Source organism: Bradyrhizobium sp. Ce-3 (assembly GCF_022835695.1).
Taxonomy (GTDB): Bacteria; Pseudomonadota; Alphaproteobacteria; order Rhizobiales; family Xanthobacteraceae; genus Bradyrhizobium.
The window spans coordinates 94,412-114,308 of sequence record NZ_BQUV01000003.1 but is presented as its reverse complement, the minus strand read 5'-3'; the positions used below and the strand labels follow the sequence as shown (position 1 = coordinate 114,308).

The 19,897-nt window shown below is 65.7% G+C and carries 16 protein-coding genes; 3 read left to right on the top strand and 13 right to left on the bottom strand.

Features of this window, described 5'->3' with window-relative positions:
* Positions 1-19: 19 nt before the first annotated feature.
* Positions 20-1,129, bottom strand: a complete 1,110-nt coding sequence (locus tag BRSPCE3_RS11585) for an amidohydrolase family protein (protein WP_244065947.1) — start codon at positions 1,127-1,129, stop codon at positions 20-22.
* Entirely contained in the window at positions 1,126-2,202 is a 1,077-nt protein-coding gene (locus BRSPCE3_RS11580) for an amidohydrolase family protein (protein ID WP_244065946.1), read from the bottom strand. The genes BRSPCE3_RS11585 and BRSPCE3_RS11580 overlap by 4 nt, the downstream gene beginning before the upstream one ends.
* A gap of 208 nt (positions 2,203-2,410) precedes the next feature.
* Between BRSPCE3_RS11580 and BRSPCE3_RS11575 the strand changes: the two genes are divergently transcribed.
* Positions 2,411-2,893 (top strand): CinA family protein, encoded by a 483-nt coding sequence (locus tag BRSPCE3_RS11575; protein ID WP_244065945.1) that lies wholly within the window; start codon positions 2,411-2,413, stop codon positions 2,891-2,893.
* Between the two features lie 339 nt (positions 2,894-3,232).
* On the opposite strand, the gene BRSPCE3_RS11570 is transcribed toward BRSPCE3_RS11575, so the two are convergent.
* The 3 genes from BRSPCE3_RS11570 to BRSPCE3_RS11560 all read right to left on the bottom strand — a co-directional run bounded on the left by BRSPCE3_RS11570 (position 3,233) and on the right by BRSPCE3_RS11560 (position 7,250).
* Positions 3,233-4,558, bottom strand: a complete 1,326-nt coding sequence (locus BRSPCE3_RS11570; RefSeq protein WP_244065944.1) for an HlyD family type I secretion periplasmic adaptor subunit — start codon at positions 4,556-4,558, stop codon at positions 3,233-3,235.
* Entirely contained in the window at positions 4,555-6,306 is a 1,752-nt protein-coding gene (locus BRSPCE3_RS11565; protein WP_244065943.1) for a type I secretion system permease/ATPase, read from the bottom strand. Before BRSPCE3_RS11565 ends, BRSPCE3_RS11570 begins: the two co-directional genes overlap by 4 nt.
* Positions 6,307-6,455: 149 nt before the next feature.
* Positions 6,456-7,250, bottom strand: a complete 795-nt coding sequence (locus BRSPCE3_RS11560) for an acyl-CoA thioesterase domain-containing protein (RefSeq protein ID WP_244065942.1) — start codon at positions 7,248-7,250, stop codon at positions 6,456-6,458.
* 108 nt (positions 7,251-7,358) lie between these two features.
* Here BRSPCE3_RS11560 and BRSPCE3_RS11555 point away from each other — a divergent pair, with 108 nt between their 5' ends.
* Complete coding sequence (locus BRSPCE3_RS11555; protein WP_244065941.1) at positions 7,359-8,267, top strand: LysR substrate-binding domain-containing protein; 909 nt, start codon at positions 7,359-7,361, stop codon at positions 8,265-8,267.
* Here BRSPCE3_RS11555 and BRSPCE3_RS11550 read toward each other — a convergent pair.
* The 7 genes from BRSPCE3_RS11550 to BRSPCE3_RS11520 form a co-directional block, all read right to left on the bottom strand.
* Positions 8,264-9,241, bottom strand: a complete 978-nt coding sequence (locus BRSPCE3_RS11550) for an ABC transporter ATP-binding protein (RefSeq protein WP_244065940.1) — start codon at positions 9,239-9,241, stop codon at positions 8,264-8,266. The two genes, BRSPCE3_RS11555 and BRSPCE3_RS11550, sit on opposite strands and share 4 nt — an antisense overlap.
* Positions 9,238-10,650, bottom strand: a complete 1,413-nt coding sequence (locus tag BRSPCE3_RS11545) for an amidase (protein ID WP_244065939.1) — start codon at positions 10,648-10,650, stop codon at positions 9,238-9,240. Before BRSPCE3_RS11545 ends, BRSPCE3_RS11550 begins: the two co-directional genes overlap by 4 nt.
* Positions 10,647-10,844: a hypothetical protein gene (locus BRSPCE3_RS11540; RefSeq protein ID WP_244065938.1), complete on the bottom strand. Its 198-nt coding sequence runs from the start codon at positions 10,842-10,844 to the stop codon at positions 10,647-10,649. Before BRSPCE3_RS11540 ends, BRSPCE3_RS11545 begins: the two co-directional genes overlap by 4 nt.
* Positions 10,841-11,914: an ABC transporter ATP-binding protein gene (locus BRSPCE3_RS11535; RefSeq protein WP_244065937.1), complete on the bottom strand. Its 1,074-nt coding sequence runs from the start codon at positions 11,912-11,914 to the stop codon at positions 10,841-10,843. The genes BRSPCE3_RS11540 and BRSPCE3_RS11535 overlap by 4 nt, the downstream gene beginning before the upstream one ends.
* 4 nt (positions 11,915-11,918) lie before the next feature.
* A complete protein-coding gene (locus BRSPCE3_RS11530) occupies positions 11,919-12,806 on the bottom strand; it encodes an ABC transporter permease (RefSeq protein ID WP_244065936.1) in 888 nt (295 codons plus the stop codon).
* A gap of 3 nt (positions 12,807-12,809) precedes the next feature.
* Positions 12,810-13,763 carry an ABC transporter permease gene (locus BRSPCE3_RS11525; RefSeq protein WP_244066522.1) on the bottom strand — a complete coding sequence of 318 codons (954 nt, stop codon included), beginning with the start codon at positions 13,761-13,763 and terminating at the stop codon, positions 12,810-12,812.
* Positions 13,764-13,956: 193 nt separating this feature from the next.
* Entirely contained in the window at positions 13,957-15,576 is a 1,620-nt protein-coding gene (locus BRSPCE3_RS11520; protein ID WP_244066521.1) for an ABC transporter substrate-binding protein, read from the bottom strand.
* Between the two features lie 242 nt (positions 15,577-15,818).
* On the opposite strand from BRSPCE3_RS11520, the gene BRSPCE3_RS11515 reads away from it, so the two are divergent.
* Positions 15,819-17,426 (top strand): ABC transporter substrate-binding protein, encoded by a 1,608-nt coding sequence (locus BRSPCE3_RS11515; protein ID WP_375709896.1) that lies wholly within the window; start codon positions 15,819-15,821, stop codon positions 17,424-17,426.
* A gap of 178 nt (positions 17,427-17,604) precedes the next feature.
* Here BRSPCE3_RS11515 and BRSPCE3_RS11510 read toward each other — a convergent pair whose 3' ends face one another.
* Positions 17,605-19,839 carry a CHASE2 domain-containing protein gene (locus BRSPCE3_RS11510; RefSeq protein ID WP_244065935.1) on the bottom strand — a complete coding sequence of 745 codons (2,235 nt, stop codon included), beginning with the start codon at positions 19,837-19,839 and terminating at the stop codon, positions 17,605-17,607.
* Between the last annotated feature and the right edge of the window lie 58 nt (positions 19,840-19,897).

Genomic DNA, 19,897 nt, shown 5'->3' with positions numbered 1-19,897 from the left:
CGGTTCCCACTTTTCCGGATCATGCGATACCATACAGCTGCCTGGCGTTATCGAGATAGAACGCCTGGCGGTTGGCGTCGCTGACGCCGGCCGGCAGCACGCGCGACGGCTCGTCATAGTCCCAATGCGGATAGTCGGTCGCGAACAGCAGCCTGTCCCAGCCGATCCACTCGATGGTCTGGAACAGATGGTCGCGGCTCTCAGGATCCTCCATCGGCTGCGTGGTCCACCAGATGTGGTCGCGGATATACTCCGACGGCTTGCGCTTCAGATGCGGCACCTCGGCGTGCAGCCGCGCAAACACCTTGTCGAGCCGCCACGCCAGCGAGGGTGCCCAGCCGAAGCCGGCCTCGACCATCACCATCTTCAATTTCGGGAAGCGCTCGAACACACCCTCGAGCACCAGGCTCGCCAGCGCGGTCTGCTGGCACTGCGAATGGCCGACCATCTCCTCGATATAATAGCTCGGCCAGCCCGAGGCGGTGATCGGGTTGCCGCCGAAGCCGAAGGCGTGCACGCCGATCGGCAGGCCGGCCTCCTGCGCCGCCTCATAGATCGGCCAGTAGCGGCGCTGACCGAGCGGCTCGACATTGCGGCTCAAGAGCAGGACCTGGACGAAATTCGTATCGCCCGCGCGCCTGCGGATTTCGGCCGCGGCGGACACGCCGTCCTCATTGGCGACGACGACCGAGCCTTTCAAACGCGAATCCTTGCTGGTCCATTTCTCGATCTGCCAGTCGTTGATCGCCGAGCAGATCGCGCCGGCGAGATCCTGGTTGCGGATGCCCTGCCCGGTGTTGAGCGGATTGAGCACGCCGAGCGCGACATTGTTGGGATCGAGGTGCTGCTTCTGCATGAAGGACAGCGACGAGCCCTGCGGCCCGCCTTCCGGCGGATAGGCGTCGCGGCGCGAGGCATTCGGCTGCGCCTTCGGATAGGGCGGGCCTTCCATCATGCCCTGATAGGGATGGACGCCGAAGGTCTCGAGATGGGCGTGCCAGCGCTTGGCGAGATAGGGGTACAGTTCGTCCTTGGTCGCGCGCGCGGGATGGATGTCGCAATCGGCGATCGCGGTCTTGATGCTGGTCGACGCGCCCCCGTTGGGGCGCTCCCGAAACTGGATGTTCATCGCACCGCCTCCTTCATCTTCAACCGCGGATAGGTCGCATGCGGATTGTCGATCATGATCTTGCGAACCAATTCCTGCGACAACCCCTTCGGCAGCACCTCGTCGCCATCGAACTGCCAATGCGGATAGTCTGACGAGAATAGGATCAATTCGTCCGACTGCATATGGTCGAACAGCCGGTTCAGCGTGTCTCCTTCCGGCGGCGCGTCGACCGGCTGCAGCGAGAAGCGGATGTTGCTGCGCACAATCTCCAGCGGCGCGCGGTCAACCCACGGCGTCTCCATGCGCACGCCGCGCCAGAACTTGTGCAGCCGCCACAGGAATGGCGGCAGCCAGGTGAAGCCGGATTCCAGCATCACCATTTTCAGGTTCGGATGGCGCGCGAACACGCCCTCGACGATCAGGCTGGTCAGCTGGGTCTGGAACGCCTGCGCCTGCGCGACATAATCCTCGATGTGATAGGAACCCCAGCCGACCGAGGTCGGCGGATTGTGATAGGCGCTGCCGGCATGAATGCCGATCGGCAGGCCGAGCCGTTCGGCCGCGGCGTAGATCGGCCAATAGTGCCGCTTGCCGAGCGGCATGTCGCCCATCACGAGCATCAAAATCTGCACGAAGCGCTTGTCCTGCGCACAGCGCTCGATTTCGGCGACCGCCTTCTCGATGCTCTGCACCGGAATGACGATCGAGCCGCGCAGGCGATCGTCCTTGTCGAGCCATTCCTTGGCCAGCCAATCGTTCAGCGCGCGGCAGAACGCATCGGCCATGTCCTCGGAAAACACCATCTGCACGCCATAGAGCGGATTGCAGATGCCGTAGGCGGCACCGAACGGGTCGAGCGCCTGGCGCTGCATGTCGGCAAGGCTCGAGCCCGGTTTGCCCTGCGCCGGGCGCCAGTCCGGCCGTGACGAGATCGGCGAATTGGTCGGATAGGATTGCGAGATCAAATCCGTCATGCCGCGCGTCGTGACCTGGTCGCGCCAGTAATCGTTCATGTACGGCAGCAGGCTGGTGAGGTGCGGCACGGCGGGATGCAGATCGCAATCCACGCCACCCGCGATCGGCGACGTCATGATGTTTCCTCCGCGCACGCTCTCGCAACAGCCGTCGGGGCGCCGCTTCGTTATTGTCAGGCATTCAAGCAGCCCGGGCTGCGGTCCGCAACTCGGCAGAGGCCGGCGTGGTGTGCTAGGAAGACAGAACACCCCACGGGATTTTCATGGCAGTTGTCATGGCAGTCTTCTTGGCGGTTTTCATGGCAAGGAACAAGAAAGAGCGCCGATGAACGCACTCATATCCATCGCGGAACAGGTCGCCGCAAAACTGATCGCGAACAAGCAGACGATTGCGGTCGCGGAATCCTCGGCCGGCGGGCTGATCTCGGCATCGCTGCTGGCAGTGCCGGGCGCGTCGGCGTATTTCCTCGGCGGCGGCGTGATCTACACCCGCGACGCGCGGCGCGCGCTGATGGATATTTCCGACGATGCGATGCGCGGCCTGCGCTCGTCGTCGGAACCCTATGCGCAGTTGCTGGCACGGCAGATCCGCGAGCGGCTTTCGACCGACTGGGGCTTGTCGGAGACCGGCGCCGCGGGCCCGACCGGCAACCGCTACGGCGATGCCGCCGGTCACAGCTGCATGGCGGTCGCAGGTCCCCGCCAGCAGGTGATCACGCTGGAGACCGCCAGCGGCGACCGGCAAGCCAACATGCAGGCGTTTGCGAAAGCGGCGCTGGAGCTGTTGCTGAGGAACCTGGCGCGGTGACTTCAATTCCGTAGCCCGGATGAAGCGTAGCGCAATCCGGGGCGGCTGCATCCGCCGCGCGACTATTCCCGGATTTCGCTGCGCTTCATCCGGGCTACGAGAGCTGCCAGCGTTGGAGAACGCTGGGGCCACTGCGCTGTGCCGCAATGATCTGCGGTGATTATGGGTCCCTGCTTTCGCAGGGACGACGTGGGGAAGGAGCCCATAAGCTAACGAAGGCGTCGTAGCGTCGTAGCCCGGATGGAGCGCAGCGCAATCCGGGGCGGCTGCATCCGCCGCACGACTGTTCCCGGATTTCGCTGCGCTGCATCCGGGCTACGAGAGCGCTCGCGCGCGAGCTCACTTCTCGCGGAATGAGCGCACGAACTGGTCGCTCATCGGCTTCATCAGATACGACAGCATGGTACGGTCGCCGGTCTGGACGAAGGCTTCCACCGGCATGCCGGGGATGATTTTCACCTCGCTGCCGAGGCGTGCGACCTCTTCCGGCGGCATCGAGACGCGGATCGTGTAGTAGCTCTGCCCGGTGCGCTGGTCGGTGTTGACGTCGGCGGAGACGCGGGTGACGACGCCGTTCAGCTCCGGCGTGGTGCGCTGGTTGAAGGCCGAGAGCCGCAGTACGGTCTTCTGTCCGACCTGGAGCTTGTCGATGTCCTGCGGGTTGACCTTGGCCTCGACCGACAAATCGTCGGCCTTGGGAACGATCATCATGATGGCATCGCCCGCGGTGATGACGCCGCCGACGGTGTGCACGGTCGATTGCAGCACCACGCCGTCCTGCGGCGCGCGGATATCGATGCGGCGGAGCTGGTCTTCGGCGGTGACCTTGCGCTCGACGAACTCGCCAATCTTGTCGTTGGCCTCGCGCAGATCCTTCGAGACCTCCGCCAGCATGTCCTTGTCGACCTGGATGATCTGCAGCTCGGTCTCGGTGATCTTGCCCTTGGCCTGGGCGCGCGAGGCGATGTATTGCGCGCGCTCGCCGGAGAGCCGCGCCGCATCGCGCTCCAGCGTGGTCAGTCGGGTGAGCTGCACCAGATGCTGCTCATAGAGCTGGCGAACGCCGACCAGCTCCTGCTGCACCAGCGCGATCTCCTTGTCCTTGGCGGTTTCCTGCGCCTGCAGGCCGGCGATTTCCTCGTTGAGCTGGGTGACGCGTTCGCGCAGTTGCGCCTTCTGGCCGGCACGGCCGTTGACCCGTACCTCGAACAGCTTGGTCTCGCTCGCCATGATGTCGCGAACGTCGGGATCCTTGGCCGCCTGCTCGATCAGCTGCGGCGGGAACGCGATCTTGTCGCGGCCCGACTGCTCGGCCTGGAGCCGCGCGGCGCGCGCATAGAGGCCGTTCAGCGTCTTGACCACGATCGCAAGGCTCGCCTTCACGACCGTCTCGTCGAGGCGCACGACGATGTCGCCGGCCTTGACCACGTCGCCATCGCGCACCCGGACCTCGCCAACCACGCCGCCGGTCGGATGCTGCACCTTCTTGACGTTGGATTCCACCACAACCGAGCCCGGCGCGATCAACGCGCCCGAGATCGGCACCGTGGCGGCCCAGCCACCGACGCCGCCACCGAGCACCAGAACCACCGCGAGGCCGACCACGAGGTGCTTCCTGATCGAAACATGCGCATTGCGCGGTTGATCGGTCGTGCGGTCGCTCATGGCTTGGCCACCCCCGCATCGGCGACGATCTTGATCGGCGTCGGTGCCGGCGGCGCGACGCGCTGCAGCACCTGCGCGAGCACGGTCTCCTTCGGCCCGAACGTCTGCATGCGGCCGTCCTTCAGCACCAGCAGCTGGTCAACGCCCTCGATGCCGATCGGCCGGTGCGCGACCACGATCACGACGGCGCCGCGCTCGCGCGCACCGCGCACCGCGCGGGTCAGCGCCTCGTCGCCTTCGCTGTCGAGATTGGAGTTCGGCTCGTCCAGCACGATCAGGAACGGATTGCCGTAGAGCGCGCGCGCCAGCGCGACGCGCTGCGCCTGGCCGGCGGACAGCGCGGTGCCCTGCTCGCCGACCTGGGTGTCGTAACCCTCGCGCATCTTGATGATCATTTCATGCACGCCGGCCTCCTTGGCCGCCGCGATGATGCCGTCCGACTTGGCGTCGGGATCGAACCGGCAGATGTTCTGCGCGACCGTGCCGGCGAACAATTCGACGTCTTGCGGCAGATAGCCGACATGGCGGCCGAGTTCGTCCGACGACCACTGGTCGAGCGCGGCGCCGTCGAGCCGCACCTTGCCGCGCGCCGGCACCCAGACGCCGACCAGCGCCCGGATCAGCGACGACTTGCCGGAACCGCTCGGGCCGATCACGCCGACGCCGCTGCCGGCCTCGACGGTGAAGGTGACGTCCTGCACGATGGAGCGCTGGTCGCCCGGCGCCACCATGGTCACCGCCTCGACCGAAAGCCTCTTCTCCGGCGCCTGCAGCAGCGTCTGCTCGGGCCGCGCCGGCATCTGCTGCAGCAGGCGGTTGAGCCGTTGCCAGCTCTGCCGTGCGGCGACGAAGCCCTTCCAATGTGCGATCGCGAGATCGACCGGCGCCAGCGCCCGCGCGCTCAGGATCGAGCCGGCGATGATGATGCCGCCGGTGGCTTCCTGATGGATCACGAGATAGGCGCCGACCGCGAGCACGGCCGACTGCAGCATCATGCGCAGCACCTTGGCGACCGCGCCGAGCCCGCCGGTGACGTCGCTCGCACGCTGGTTGCCGGACAGATATTCCTCGTTGGCCTCGTTCCAGCGCCGGTTCATCCGCCCGGCCATGCCCATCGCGACCAGCACCTCGGCGTTGCGGCGGCTGGAGGCGGCGAGATCGTTGCGCCGCGCCGCCAGCGACATCGCTTCCTTGGCCGGCGTGCGCGACATGTATTCGGTGATCAGCGTCAGCGTCACCAGGATGATGGCGCCGACCAGCGCGGTGACGCCGAGCAGCCAATGGAACGCGAAGCAGATCAACAGATAGAACGGCAGCCAGGGCAGATCGAAGAACGCACCGGGGCCCATGCTGCCGAGAAAGGAGCGCACATTGTCGAGATCGCGCAGCGGCTGCAGGCCCTCGCTGCGGTTGCCGGCCAGCAGCGGCAGGCGCACGATGGTGTCGAACACCCTTGCATTGAGCGCCTCGTCGAGCGAGGTGCCGACGCGGCCGAGGATCCGTCCGCGCAGCAGATCGAGCACGCCCTGAGCCATGTAGAGGGCGGCTGCGATGACGACGAGACCGACCAGGGTCGGAACGCTGCGGCTCGGCAGCACCCGATCGTAAACCTGCAGCATGAACATCGAACCTGTCAGGTACAGCAGGTTGATCATGCAACTGATGAGGCCGACGCCGACGAAGGCACTGCGGCACGCGCGCAGCGCCTCAGCCAGTTCGGAACGCCGGACAGCGGGCGCGGCTGCCATGAAAACTGATCTCTGCAAAACAAAAGCGTTACGTGATCACCACGTTGTACAGACGTTTGCGACCACCGTCCATTTCAAGTCGCATCCATCAGAGCACGGTTCGCGGCCTATTTTTGTGATCGCACAGACAGTTGACGGAATAATTAGGGTTAACCGGCCGCGGAACCCGCCCCGGAGGCGGGCGCGTTTCTCGGAAACGGCACGAGAATGACCGACATCGAGACCCGGCCGATCTCGCCGTCCACGTCGAGCAACACCCCGCTGCCGACGCCGAGCCCGGCCTCCGGGCGCCACCGCGCCTCGGCGCGCACGCCGATCCATTCGCCCCGCGGCGGCTTGAACAGCTGGACCGCGAGGTTCGGATTGGGATCGGCCACCGCGTTCTGCACCGGGCGCGCAATGCCGTGGGTCCAATCCGCGGGACTGAGCACCCGCGCCAGCGGGCCGGCGTCCGTAATCACGCTGTGATGCATGCGAAACCAGGCGACATCGCCGCCGGCGCGGGCTTCCATCGCGTCCATGAACCAGCTGCGGCCGTGTACGGCGTGCGGGCTGCGCAGCGGAAATACCGTGGGGTCGACGCGGTCGGCTGCCGGCCTGCAGAAGCCCGGGACGTCCACCGGACGCTCCCGCGACAGCGTCACGCGCACCGTTGCACAAGGCTGCTCCTCGCCGGCCGGCCACAGCGTGTTGTCGACGACGCTGACCCGGCCGCCTTCGGTCACGACGGCAACCCGCGTGCGCAGCTCTGCCATCGGCGTCGGCCGCAGGAACCAGGCTGAAGCCGAGATCGCACTGCCCCAGTTGCGCGCACCGGCCATCGCCTCGACCTCGCCGGTCAACAGGCTCGCAACCGCGCCGCCCTGCAGGCCTGCGAACGGCCCCGCCGCCAATGCAGCGGGTTTCCAGTGATGGGGCGTGGCTGTAGGTTCGAAGATGGCCAAGGGTGTGATCCGACAGATGAATGGGATTGAGCGTCCGGCCGATCTGATCCAAAATTTATGGCCATGACAAAAGGCCATTCCTCACTCCAGGTGAGCAGAATTCATCCATTGGATGCCCCCGACCCGCGGGCCATCCCGCCTCTTTCGGCGCTGCTCGCCTTCGAGCGCGCGGCCACCCAGCTCAGCTTCCGCCGCGCCGCACGCGACCTGTCGCTGAGCCCATCCGCGATCAGCCACCAGATCCGCGGGTTGGAACAGCAGTTCGGCACCAGGCTGTTCATCCGCGGCGCGCGCTCGGTGCGATTGACCGACGACGGCGAGCGGTATCTGGCAAAAGTATCGGTGGCGCTGGCGACCTTGCAGGAGGCGAGCCGCGACATGCTGCGGCAACGTGGCGAGGCCAGCGGCGAACTCTGGATCAGCTCGCTGCCGTTCTTCACCAGCGCCGTGCTGCTGCCGGCGCTGCCGGAGTTCAAGCGGCGCCATCCGCAGCTGATGCTGCGGATCGAGGCCACCCATCAATATGCCGACTTCGCAAGCTCGCGCGTCGATGTCGCGATCCGTTACGGGCGGGAACATGCCGCCGGGCTGAAGGTCGAGCCGCTGGTCAAGGTCACGGGATTGCCGGTCTGTACGCCGACGCTGGTCAAGGCCGGTCTTCGGACGCCTGCCGACCTGTCGCGCGAGGTGCTGATCCATGTTACGACGCAACCGCGGGCGTGGCCGGCGTGGCTGAAGGAGGCCGGGCTGCCAAATCTTTCGCCACGAGGACACCTGTGGCTCGACAGCGTGCCGGCGATGCTGGAGGCCGCCGAACACGGGCTCGGCGTGGCGCTGGCCATGGCGCCCCTGATCAAGGCGCGGCCGGGCTTCGGCAAGCGGTTGGTGGCGCCGTTTGCGTTCGAGCCCGTCCACAGCGAGACGATCTATCTGGTGTCCCGCACCGAACAGGCACGCGACCGGCGGATATCAGCCGTGCGGCGCTGGATCGCCGACGCGGTCGCGCGCGCCAGCTAGACCGCGGCGGCGGCGGATTCAGCCAGGACGCAGCGTGCAAGGTGACCGGGAGCGACCTGCACGCTCGGCGGCAAGCTCTCGCTGCAACGTTGCTCGGCGAACTTGCAGCGCGGCGCAAAGGAGCAGCTGGCCGGGGCCTGGTCGAGCGAAGGCGGCGTACCCGGGATGGTCTCGAGCCGCTGGCCGCGCAGCGCGCCATGGATGGTCGAGGCCAGCAGGCCCTTCGCATAAGGATGCACCGGCGTGCGCACGATGTCGCGCAGCGCGCCCTGCTCCACGATCTGGCCGGCATACATCACCGCGACCCGGTCGCAGATCTCGATGGCGACCCCGATGTCGTGGGTGACGAAGATGACCGACATGCCGAACTCGCGCTGCAGTTCGCGCAGCAGCAGCAGGATCTGGATCTGCACGGTGGCATCGAGCGCCGTGGTCGGCTCGTCCGCGAGCAGGATCTTCGGCTTGCAGGCCAGCGCGAGCGCGATCATCGCGCGCTGGCGCATGCCGCCCGACATCTCGTGCGGATATGAGTCCAGCCGTCGCTTGGCGGAGGGGATTCGCACCACTTCGAGCATCTCGAGCGCGCGCGCGGTGGCCTCGCGTTCGCTCTTGCCCTCGTGGCGCATCACCGTCTCCGCGATCTGGCGGCCGATGGTGTAGACCGGATCGAGCGCCAGCGCCGGCTCCTGGAAGATCATCGAAACGGTCTGGCCGCGGAACGCGGACAGCGCGTCGTCATCCATCGCCAACACCTCCTGCCCCAGCACCTTGACGCTACCGGAGATCTGCGTGCGCTTTCGCGGCAACAGCCGCATCAGTGCGCGCAGCGTCACGCTCTTGCCCGAGCCGGACTCGCCGAGCAGCCCCAACACCTCGCCCTCGCCGAGCCGCAAGCTAAGGTCGTTCACGGCATGGACCGTGCGGTCGCCGGTGAAGCGGATGTTGAGGTTGTTGATCTCGACGAGATTGGTCATGCGAGTTTGGGCACCCTGGCGTGGAAGTCGGTCGCGCGCTGGAAGGCCGCGCCGATCCGGAGCAATGTCGCTTCCTCGAAGGAACGGCCGATCAGTTGCATGCCTACTGGCAGGCCTGACTTCGTGAAGCCCGATGGAATCGAGAGTGACGGCAGGCCGAGATAGTTGACGGGGCGAGTGAACCGCGTCAGCCGCTGCAGCACCGCGTCGGCGCCCGGACCGTTGCCGACATCGCTCTCGGCAATGGTCGGCGCCGGCACCGGCGACGACGGCGCGATGACGGCATCGATCCCGTTGACCGCCGCATTGTGCGCGGCGAGCGCCGGGCCACGCCAGCGCATCGCTTCGAGATAGGTGACGGCCGGAATGGTCAGGCCGTTCTGCAGTCGCATCAGAACCTGCGCGCCGTAATCCTGCGGCCGCTCGATCATCCAGCGCTTGTGGAGGGCGGCGGCCTCGACCGCGAGCACCAGTTGCGAGGCCGACGAGAGCTGGCGCTGATCGGACAACTCGACCTTGACGATCTCGGCGCCCTCTTTCTTCAGCGTGGCAACGGTCTCGTCGAGACTGCGCGCCACCTCGGGATCGAGGTCGTCTATATAGAACGCCGTCGGCACACCGATCTTCAGACCCTTCAGCGACTGTCTGGTCGCGGCCATGTAGTCGGGCACCGGCTGCGTCGACGCGGTGAGATCCTCCGGATCGGCACCAGCCATCAGGCCGAGCAGCAGCGCACAGTCTTCCGCGGTCTGCGCCAGCGGACCGACGGTATCGAGTGACTGCGACAGCGGCATCGCGCCGGCCCGGCTGACGCGGCCGACCGTGGTCTTCAGCCCGGTGACGCCGCAGAAATGCGCCGGCATCCGGATCGATCCGCCGGTGTCGGAGCCGAGCGCGGCAAAGGTGAGCCGCGCGGCGACCGCCGAGCCCGACCCCGACGACGAGCCGCCGGTGATGTGCTCGACATTCCAGGGATTGCGCACCGCCCCGTAGTGCACGTTGTGTCCGGTCGGCCCGAAAGCGAACTCGACCATCTGCAGCGAGCCGAGCCGGATCTGTCCGGCATCCTTCAGCCGCTGCAACGCCGTCGACGTCGTCTTCGGCACGAAGTCGCGGCGGATCAGCGAACCGCAGGTCACGACCTTGCCGGCATCGTAATACATGTCCTTGTGCGCCAGCGGCACGCCATGCAGCGGGCCACGCGAACTGCCCTTGGCAAGCGCGGCATCGGCTTCGCTGGCGGCGGCGAGCGCCTGTTCGGATTCGATCGCCATATAGGCGTTCAGCCGCGGCTGCCATTCCGCAATGCGGTGCAGCACGGCGCGCGTTACCTCATGCGAGGAGAGTTTCTTGTCGGCAATCGCCTTGGCGACTGCGGTTAATGTCATCAGGGCCGGATCAGCGCTCATTTCGACACCTTTGCGATCTGCGCCAGCAGGAAGCTCGCGGGTTCGAGATCGAAGGGCAGCGTGCCGGAGATCGGTGCGAAACCGTCGAAAGCCGGCCCGATCGAATTGGCGATGCGGGTGGCGACTTCGTCGTCGGCGGGCAGGTCGGCGACCTGCGCGATCACCTTGACGTCCTTGGGAGTGGGTCTCGTCATGCCGCGTTTTCTCCTTTTGCTTTTGCCGGCGCGCGGCTGTGCCCCGAGCCAGGAATGGCCATGTAGCACGCCGCTTGATGGCCCATTGTATCGAGATCGCTGAGTTTTGGCGTGACGTTTGCGCAGAGCGGCTCCGCGAATGGGCAACGGGTGTGAAACCGGCATCCCGAGGGCGGATCGATCGGATTGGGCGGATCACCCGAAATCGGCGGCACCTCGGTGCGCCTGTCGGGATCGGATGACGGCATCGCCGCCAGCAACGCGCGGGTATAGGGGTGCGCCGGCGCGGCCCACACCGCGTCGACCGGGCCGAGCTCGACGACCTCGCCGAGATACATCACCAGCACGCGGTCGGAGATGTAGCGGACGACGTTGAGATCGTGGCTGATGAAGAGGTAGGTCAGGCCGAATTCGCGCTTCAGGTCGGCGAGCAGATTGAGCACCTGCGCCTCGACCGATTTGTCGAGCGCGGAAACCGCCTCGTCGAGGATCACGAGCCGCGGCGACAGCGCCAGCGCGCGGGCGATGTTGACGCGCTGGCGCTGGCCGCCGGACACTTCATGCGGATAGCGGTTGGCGAATATCTCCGGCCGCAGGCCGACCTTGCCGAGCAGCTCACGCGCCAGGGTCCGCGCCGTGTCGTCGGCCATGCCGTGGACCTTCGGTCCGAAGGCGATCGACTCCTCGATGGTGAGGCGCGGATTGAGCGAGGCGTAGCTGTCCTGGAACACCATCTGCACGCCGCGCCGCAGATCGCGCAGCGAGAGCGCCGGGCCGACCTGCCGTCCGTCATAGATGATGTCGCCGGCGTCGCGCGTCATCAAATGCATCAAGAGCCGCGCCGTGGTCGACTTGCCGCAGCCGGATTCGCCGACGATGCCGACGGTCTCGCCCTTCATCACCGCGAAGCTGACGTCATCGACGGCCCGCACGGTCTTGCGCGGACTGAACAGTCCGCCGCGCACCGGGAAGTGTTTGGTCAGCCCGTTGACCTGCAGCAGCGGCTGCGCGGCACCGCCGATGTCGGCGACCGGCTCCAGCATGTCGGTTACGGGATTCGCATCCGTCATCACACTAGTTCCTGATGTCCATGGCGCTGCGCATGCCGTCGCTGAGCAGGTTGAAGCAGATCGAGACCGCGAAGATCATCGCACCCGGCAGCGCCGCGACCCACGGATTGACATAGATCGCGGTGCGCAGCGTGTTCAGCATCAAGCCCCATTCCGGTTCCGGCGGCTTGGTGCCGAGCCCGAGGAACGAGAGGCCGGCGGCGAGGATCATCGACACCGAGATCAGGCCGGTGGCGTAGACGAAGATCGGGCCGAGCACATTGCCGAGCATGTGCACGCGCATGATGGTGAAGGGACCCGCGCCCGACGCACGCGCGGCCTCGACGAAATCCATGTTGCGAACGCCGGTCGTGACGCTTTCGGCAACGCGGGTGATCTGCGGCACGAACACGATGGTCAGCGACACGATCGAATTGGTGATGCCGGCGCCGAGCGCGCCCGAGATCGCGATCGCCAGCAGCACCGACGGGAAGGCGTAGAACACGTCGACGGTGCGCATGATCGCGGTGTTGAGCTTGCCGCCGACATAGCCGGCGACGAGGCCGAGCGAGGTGCCGATCACGAAAGCGAAGATCACCGGCAGGATGCCGATCACCAGCGACAGCCGGCCGCCATAGATCAGCCGCGCCAGCATGTCGCGCCCGAGCTCGTCGGTGCCGAGCAGATAGCCCGGCGTGCCGATATGGCGAAGGCGGCGGATCATCGAGCCCTGGTAGGGATCGGCGAGATGCAGCCACGGCGCAAGCAACGCCGAGGCAAAGATCAGCACCAGGATGATGGCGCAGACCATGCTGACCTTGTCGCGCCGGATGCGGCGCCCGACCGTCGCCCAGTAGCCGCGCGCCTTGGTCGCGGGGGCAGCCTGCAATGCGGTATCGCTCATCGCACTCATTGGTCAGCTCCGCTTGATCCGCGGATCGATCGCGGCTTGCGCGATATCGACCAGGAGATTGAGCAGGACGAAGAACAACGCCAGCACCAGGATCGTGCCCTGCAGCAACGGCAGATCGCGCTGGAAGATCGCCGAGTTCAGCAGCAGCCCCGAGCCCGGCCAGGAGAACACGGTCTCGATCAGGATCGAGCCGCCGAGCATGTAGCCGAGTTGCAGACCCATCACCGCAAGCGCAGTCGGCGCCGCGTTCTTGATGACGTGATGGAACACCTCGGTCTCGCGCAGGCCCTTGGCGCGCAACGCTTCGACGAAATCCTGGCTCAGGATATCGCCGGTCAGCGCGCGTACCGTGCGGGTGACGATACCCATCGGGATCACCGCGGTGGTGATCGCGGGTAGCACCAGATAGCGCAGATGCTCCCAGTCCCACGCCCAGGCGCCGGAGCCGCCGGGACCTGCTCCGACCGCCGGCAGCCAGTTGAGCTGCACCGAGAAGATGATGACCAGCACCATGCCGAGCCAGTAATGCGGCAGCGAGACGCCGGCGATGGCGATCGAGGTCGCAACCTTGTCGACCCAGGTGTCGCGGAAATAACCGGCGATCAGGCCAAACAGCAGGCCGAGCGTGAAGCCGATCATCGCAGCCGCGATCGCCAGCATCACGGTGTTGCCGACCGCGCGCATCACCTCCGACAGGACGGGGCGCCCGGTCGCGATCGAGTTGCCGAGATCGCCATGGATCGCGCGCCACAGCCACAGCCCGAACTGCACGGGCAGCGGGCGATCGAAGCCGTAGGCCGTGCGCAATTGCGCGGCAAGCTCCTGCGAGGCATCGGCCGGCAGCACCGCGACCAGCGGATCGCCGGGCGTGATATGCACCAGAAGGAAGCACACCAGCGCGACGCTGAGCACGATCGGAATGACGTAGACGATCCGTCTGGACGTATAGGCGAGCACGTTGCGTTCTTTCTTCCTTCTCCCCTTGTGGAAGAAGGTGGCGCGCGAGCGCGCCGGATGAGGGGTTCTGTCCGCGGACATCGTCACTTCAGATCGGGGAGGAGCGTCCGCGGAGACCCCCTCACCCGGCTTCGCTGCCGCGAAGCCACCCTCTCCCACAGGGGAGAGGGTGCACCGGTTTACGCCGCCGGCGTCACGGCGCGACCGTGACCGGCGAGAAGTCGACGAACCAGCTCTTCGGCTGCACGAAGCCCTTGATCTTCGGGCTCATCGCACGCGGCGCGACATCGTGGGCGACGTACAGGAACGCCGCGTCGTCGACCGAGGCGGCGTGCAGCTCGGCGAGCGCCGCGTCGCGGGCCGCCGGCTCGAAGGTCTGGCGCGCCTTTTTCACCAGCTCGTCGAACTTCGGATTGTTGATGAAGCCCCAATTGTTCGAGACCGGCGGCGCCATGCCCGATTGCAGGAAGCGCACCAGCGCGAAGAACGGATCCATCGCGGCATAGGTGACGTTGGTCGCATTCGAACCGTTGGCCGACGGATCCTTGGCGCCGCGCCGCCAGTTGGTGAACAGCGTATTCCACTCGATGACGTCGAGCTGCACATCGAAATAGCACTCGGCCAAAGCCTGTTGCAGATACTCGTTCATCGGCAGCGGCAGCATCTGGCCCGACCCTGACGCCGAGGTCTGGATCTTCACGGTCAGCTTCTTGTTCGGACCAAAGCCCGCCTCCTGCATCAGCTTCTGCGCGGCTGGCTTGTCGTATTTGATCTGGAACGTCGGGTTGCCGCGCCAGGGATGGCCGGGCTCGAACGTCCCGGTCGCCGGCACCATCAGGCCCGCGAGCAGGCCGTCACGCAGTCCTTCGCGATCGATGCAGAGATTGGCGGCCTTGCGGACGCGGATGTCATTCCACGGCGAGCCCTCGACGCGCGAGAATTGCCACGGCCAGACATGCGGCTCCTCGTTGGAATAGAGATTGAAGCCGCGTTGCTTGATCTCAGGCAGCGCATCCGGCGCCGGCGCCTCGATCCAGTTGACCTGCCCGGACAGCAGCGCCGCGGTGCGCGCGTTAGCCTCCGGCATCGGCAACAGCACCATCTTGTCGGTCTTCGGCACGCGCGCCTTGTCCCAGTAGTTGTCGTTCTTCACCAGCTCGAGCCGCTCGCGCGGGGTGAAGCTCGACATCTTCCAGGGGCCGGTGCCCGACGCATCCTTGGCGAACGCGGCCCAGGCAGCCTGCGACTTCGCCTTGGCATCGGCGCCTTCGGCCTTGTCGTAGAATTGTTGCCATTTGGCCGGGCTCGCCATGAACAGATTGGTGAGGTTGATCGGCAGGAAGCTGTCCGGCTCCTTGGTGGTGAGCTCCACCGTCATGTCGTCGATCTTGCGCGCCGAAACCAGGGTCGGCATGCGCGAGGCGGTGACGCCGACCTGGCTGGGATCGAATTGCGGTGCGTCCTGCTTCAGGACCTTGTCGACGTTCCAGACCACGGCATCGGCATTGAGCGGCGAGCCGTCATGAAAGGTGACGCCGGGACGTAGCTTGAAAACCCATTTGGTCTTGTCGGCATCGTCGACCTTCCACTCGGTGGCGAGGCCCGGGATCAACGCGCTCGCCTTGTCCGCCGAGGACAGGTCCCACATCGTCAGCGCGTCGTACATCGTCAGGCCGGTGAAGCGATTGCCCTCAAAACCCTGGTCGGGCTGGCCGAGCGTGCGCGGAATATCGGCAGCCGTCATGCCAATACGCAGCACGGTCTCGGCACTGGCGATGGCAGGCACACACGCCGCCATCGCAAGCGCCAGCATGATCGCCGTCGCATTGGTCTTCCTGTTACGCATCTGAGCAACCCCTTCAAGTCCGGTGACGTTTTGGTGATTATTTCTTGGGCAAGCGTATGCAATGCGTGTGCCAAGGGGAATAGTTCTTCAGCAAATAACCACTGGGCGCGTCATTTCTTCCCACCTTAGGCTAAGACGGGGAAACCGTGCCTATTCTGGCACCATGCTTGCACGTTTCAGCTCCGACTTTCAGCAACGGAGCCTTTATTATGCGTGCGCGCAGTTCAATCCTGATGGCGGCAACGCTGCTCGCCCTCATCGCAAACTGGCGAACCGCGCCGGCGCGCGCGGAGTCCGTTGTGCGCTACGGCATTTCCATGGCCGACATTCCGCTGACGACGGGCCAGCCCGATCGCGGCGCCGGCGCCTACCAGTTCACCGCCTACACGATCTACGATCCGCTGGTGGCCTGGGAGATGGACGTTGCCGACCGGCCAGGCAAACTGGTGCCCGGGCTTGCGACCGAATGGAAGGTCGACGACAACGACAAGACCAAGTGGCGCTTCACCTTGCGCAAGGGCGTCAAATTCCACGATGGCAGCGACTTCAACGCCGACGCGGTGATCTGGAATCTCGACAAGGTGCTGAACGACAAGGCACCGCAATTCGACAAGCGGCAGAGTGCGCAGGTCAAGACCCGGCTGCCTTCGGTCGCGAGCTGGGCCAAGATCGACGACTATACCATCGAGATCACGACCAAGACTGTCGACTCCTTCTTTCCCTACCAGATGCTCTGGTTCCTGGTCTCGAGCCCCGCGCAATATGAGAAGCTCGGCAAGGACTGGGACAAGTTCGCCAGCCAGCCCTCCGGCACCGGCCCGTTCAAGCTGACCAAGCTGGTGCCGCGCGAGCTCGCCGAGCTGACCAGGAATCCGGACTATTGGGACAAGAAGCGGCTGGCCAAGGTCGACAAGATGATCCTGATTCCGATGCCGGAGGCGCTGACCCGCACCAACGCGCTGCTGGCCGGCCAGGTCGACCTGATCGAAACGCCGGCGCCCGACGCCGTGCCGCAGCTCAAGGCCGCCGGCATGAGGATCGTCGACAACGTCACGCCGCATGTCTGGAATTACCATCTGAGCGTGCTGCCGGGCTCGCCCTGGACCGACATCCGGCTGCGCAAGGCGCTCAACCTTGCGATCGACCGCGATGCCGTAGTCGGCCTGATGAATGGTCTCGCCAAGCCCGCCAAAGGCCAGGTCGACCCGTCGAGCCCATGGTTCGGCAAGCCGAGCTTCGAGCTGAAATACGACCTCGCGGCGGCCAAGAAGCTGGTCGAGGAAGCCGGCTACTCCAAGGACAAGCCGCTGAAGACCACCTTCATCATCGCCCAGGGCGGCACCGGGCAGATGCTGTCGCTGCCGATGAACGAATTCCTGCAGCAGAGCTTCAAGGAAATCGGCATCGACATCGACTTCAAGGTGGTCGAGCTTGAGACGCTCTATTCACACTGGCGCAAGGGCGCGGCCGACGAGATGAACGCCGGCATCACCGCCAACAACATCGCCTATGTCACGTCGGACCCGCTGTATGCCATCGTGCGTTTCTTCCATTCCGGCCAGGTGGCGCCGGTTGGCGTCAACTGGGGCGGCTACAAGAACCCAAAGGTCGACGCGCTGATCGACGAGGCCAAGCAGACTTTCGACACCGCCAGGCAGGACGAATTGCTGGCACAGGCGCACGCGCTGATCGTCGACGATGCGGCGCTGGTGTGGGTGGTGCACGACACCAATCCGCACGCGCTATCGCCGAAGGTGAAGCGGTTCGTGCAGGCGCAGCACTGGTTTCAGGATCTGACGCAGATCGGGCTGGAGTAGATTTCTCCACCGTCGTCCCGGCGAAGGCCGGGACCCATACTCCGCGGCCGGCGCAATGGGCACGCGGCGAGACGCTCTTCAGCCAACGCCCATTTGTGGTTATGGGTCCCGGCCTTCGCCGGGACGACGCTCGGTTTGTGGCGTCTACTTCGTCCCCAGCCGGGACGACGACAGACACCTACTTCGTCGTCAACGCGAAGGCGCCGTCCCAGTCATCCGGCGGCGGCTCCTTCTGGAAGGCGCGGATGCGCGCCTCGTAGAGGCGGTAGAGATATTGCAGCGTCTGCGCCTCGTCGGTCTTGCGGCCGCGCTCGATCGCGGCGAGCGCACCGTCCCAGTCGCGGCTGCGGTAGCAGGCGAGCATCTCGATGGTCAGGTTGCGCAGCCGCTGAAAGCGGCCGGAAGTCGCCACGTCTTCGCGGCCGGCGATCGCATAGATCACTTCGGGCTCCTTCTTGCCCTTGACCATGATGAAATCGAGCTCGAGGATCGCAAACTTCTCCTTCACCGCGAGCGCGGTCTTCGATCCCACGATGATCGGGAAGCCGTATTCCTTTGATTGCCCCTCCAGCCGCGAGGCCAGATTGACGCTGTCGCCGAACACCGAGTAATCGAAGCGCACGTCGGAGCCCATATTGCCGACCACGCAGGTGCCGGTGTTGAGACCGACGCCGATGTTGAGCGGCACATAGACATGGCCGCCGTCCTTGGCCTCCTGCTCGCGCGCGCGGTTGAGGTCGTCGACACGCTCCAGCATGTCGAGCGCCGCGCCGCAGGCATTGAGCTGATGCTGCCTGTCGTCGAGCGGCGCGTTCCAGAACGCCATGATGGCGTCGCCCATATATTTGTCGATGGTGCCCTTGCGGGCTAGGATCGCGTTCGACAGCGGCGTGAGGAAACGGTTCATCAGCGCCGTGAGGCCTTGCGGATCGCTCTTGTAGGTTTCCGAGATCGAGGTGAAGCCGCGCATGTCCGAGAACATGATGGTCATTTCGCGCTCCTCGCCGCCGAGCACGAGCCGCTCCGGCGACTGCGCCAGCTGCTCGACCAGCGCCGGCGACATGTACTGCACGAATTGCGACCTGATCTGCCGGCGCTGCTGCTGCTCGCGCACGAAGGCGGAGAAGATCAGCGTGAGATAGATCGCCGTGGTCGACATCAGCGGATAGGTGAAGTCGATCAGCAGTCGGTGCTGGGAATAGAAGTACCAGGACGCGCCGGTCAGCACCGAGGCGAACATCCCGCCGACGACGACCAGCGTGATCGGACCGAACTTCGGCGCAAAGGCGATCACCAGAAGCCCCATGATCAACGCGGCGAAGAACTCGATGCCGATGCCGTAGTTCGGCTGCGAAACGACGTCGCCGGTCAGCGCACTCTCCAGCACCTGGGCGTGAACCTCGACCCCAGGCATTGCCGGCGTCACCGGCGTCGTCTTGATGTCGTTCAGCCCGACCGCCGAGGTGCCGATCACGATCAGCTTGCCGGCAATCCTGTCCGGGGATACGCGCCCGTCCAGCACATCGACGGCCGAGACATAGATCGAGGGATCGCGGCGGGCGTAGTGAATCCAGAGTTGGCCATGGAGGTCGGTCGGGATCGCAAAGCCCTTGAGGCCGAGGCTCTGGATGCCGGCCTTGTCGGCCTTGATCAGGATGGTGCCCGAGCCGCTCGCCACCCGCAGCATCTCGAAGCTCAGCGACGGCATGGTGATGCCCTGCGCCACCATGATCATCGGCACGCGGCGCACGATGCCGTCGCGCTCCGGCCGGATCGTGAACAGGCCGCGCCCGGCGGCCGCCTCCTCCAGCACCGGCACATTGCGCAGCAACCCCGGAAACATGAACATGAAGGGCTGCGGCTCCTCGCCGAGCGTCGCAAGGCCGGTGACCGGGAGCTTCTCGTTGAGGTCGGCGCGCACGTTGGGCCCGCCGGATTCGCCGAGCACCACGCGTGAATTCTTGATGGCATCGGCGAGGATGCTGTCATTGCTCGGCAATTGCCGCAGCCGGGCGCGCATCTCCTCGTCGAGGCTGCTGAACGTATCGGCGGCGATGTCGGGGTTGAGGCGGTCCGGCTCGGAGAACACCGCGTCGAAGGCGATCACCACGGCGCCGAGCCGGGTGAGATTGGTGACGATGTCGGCGAGCCGGGTCCGTGGCCAAGGCCATTGCCCGAGCCGGGGATCGGCGAGGCTCTTCTCGTCGATGTCGACGATGGTGACGGGGCGCGCGGTCTTCTGGCGGGGTTCGAGCACCTGGAATGTGTCAAACGTCCTGACGCGAAGCTCCTGTACCGGGGCCGGATCCGCGGCCCGCAGCGCAGCAAAGCCGATCAGCAGCGCTACACAGGCCAGCCGCGCATAACCGAAGCGCCGTCCGAACCACCTTCGTATCGCCTTCAGCCGTTTCATGTCGTCTGGATATCACGCGCCAGAGCGGGTTCCAATCGGGCAAGCACTGCGCAACGCA

Bases quoted from the DNA above. Each gene is read 5' to 3' on its own strand.
- BRSPCE3_RS11545 (WP_244065939.1), bottom strand. From the start codon at position 10,650: ATGAGCGCTGATCCGGCCCTGATGACATTAACCGCAGTCGCCAAGGCG.
- BRSPCE3_RS11530 (WP_244065936.1), bottom strand. From the start codon at position 12,806: ATGAGTGCGATGAGCGATACCGCATTGCAGGCTGCCCCCGCGACCAAG.
- BRSPCE3_RS11580 (WP_244065946.1), bottom strand. From the start codon at position 2,202: ATGACGTCGCCGATCGCGGGTGGCGTGGATTGCGATCTGCATCCCGCC.
- BRSPCE3_RS11535 (WP_244065937.1), bottom strand. From the start codon at position 11,914: ATGACGGATGCGAATCCCGTAACCGACATGCTGGAGCCGGTCGCCGAC.
- BRSPCE3_RS11585 (WP_244065947.1), bottom strand. From the start codon at position 1,129: ATGAACATCCAGTTTCGGGAGCGCCCCAACGGGGGCGCGTCGACCAGC.
- BRSPCE3_RS11550 (WP_244065940.1), bottom strand. From the start codon at position 9,241: ATGACCAATCTCGTCGAGATCAACAACCTCAACATCCGCTTCACCGGC.
- BRSPCE3_RS11540 (WP_244065938.1), bottom strand. From the start codon at position 10,844: ATGACGAGACCCACTCCCAAGGACGTCAAGGTGATCGCGCAGGTCGCC.
- BRSPCE3_RS11575 (WP_244065945.1), top strand. From the start codon at position 2,411: ATGAACGCACTCATATCCATCGCGGAACAGGTCGCCGCAAAACTGATC.
- BRSPCE3_RS11520 (WP_244066521.1), bottom strand. From the start codon at position 15,576: ATGCTGGCGCTTGCGATGGCGGCGTGTGTGCCTGCCATCGCCAGTGCC.
- BRSPCE3_RS11565 (WP_244065943.1), bottom strand. From the start codon at position 6,306: ATGGCAGCCGCGCCCGCTGTCCGGCGTTCCGAACTGGCTGAGGCGCTG.
- BRSPCE3_RS11515 (WP_375709896.1), top strand. From the start codon at position 15,819: ATGCGTGCGCGCAGTTCAATCCTGATGGCGGCAACGCTGCTCGCCCTC.
- BRSPCE3_RS11570 (WP_244065944.1), bottom strand. From the start codon at position 4,558: ATGAGCGACCGCACGACCGATCAACCGCGCAATGCGCATGTTTCGATC.
- BRSPCE3_RS11510 (WP_244065935.1), bottom strand. From the start codon at position 19,839: ATGAAACGGCTGAAGGCGATACGAAGGTGGTTCGGACGGCGCTTCGGT.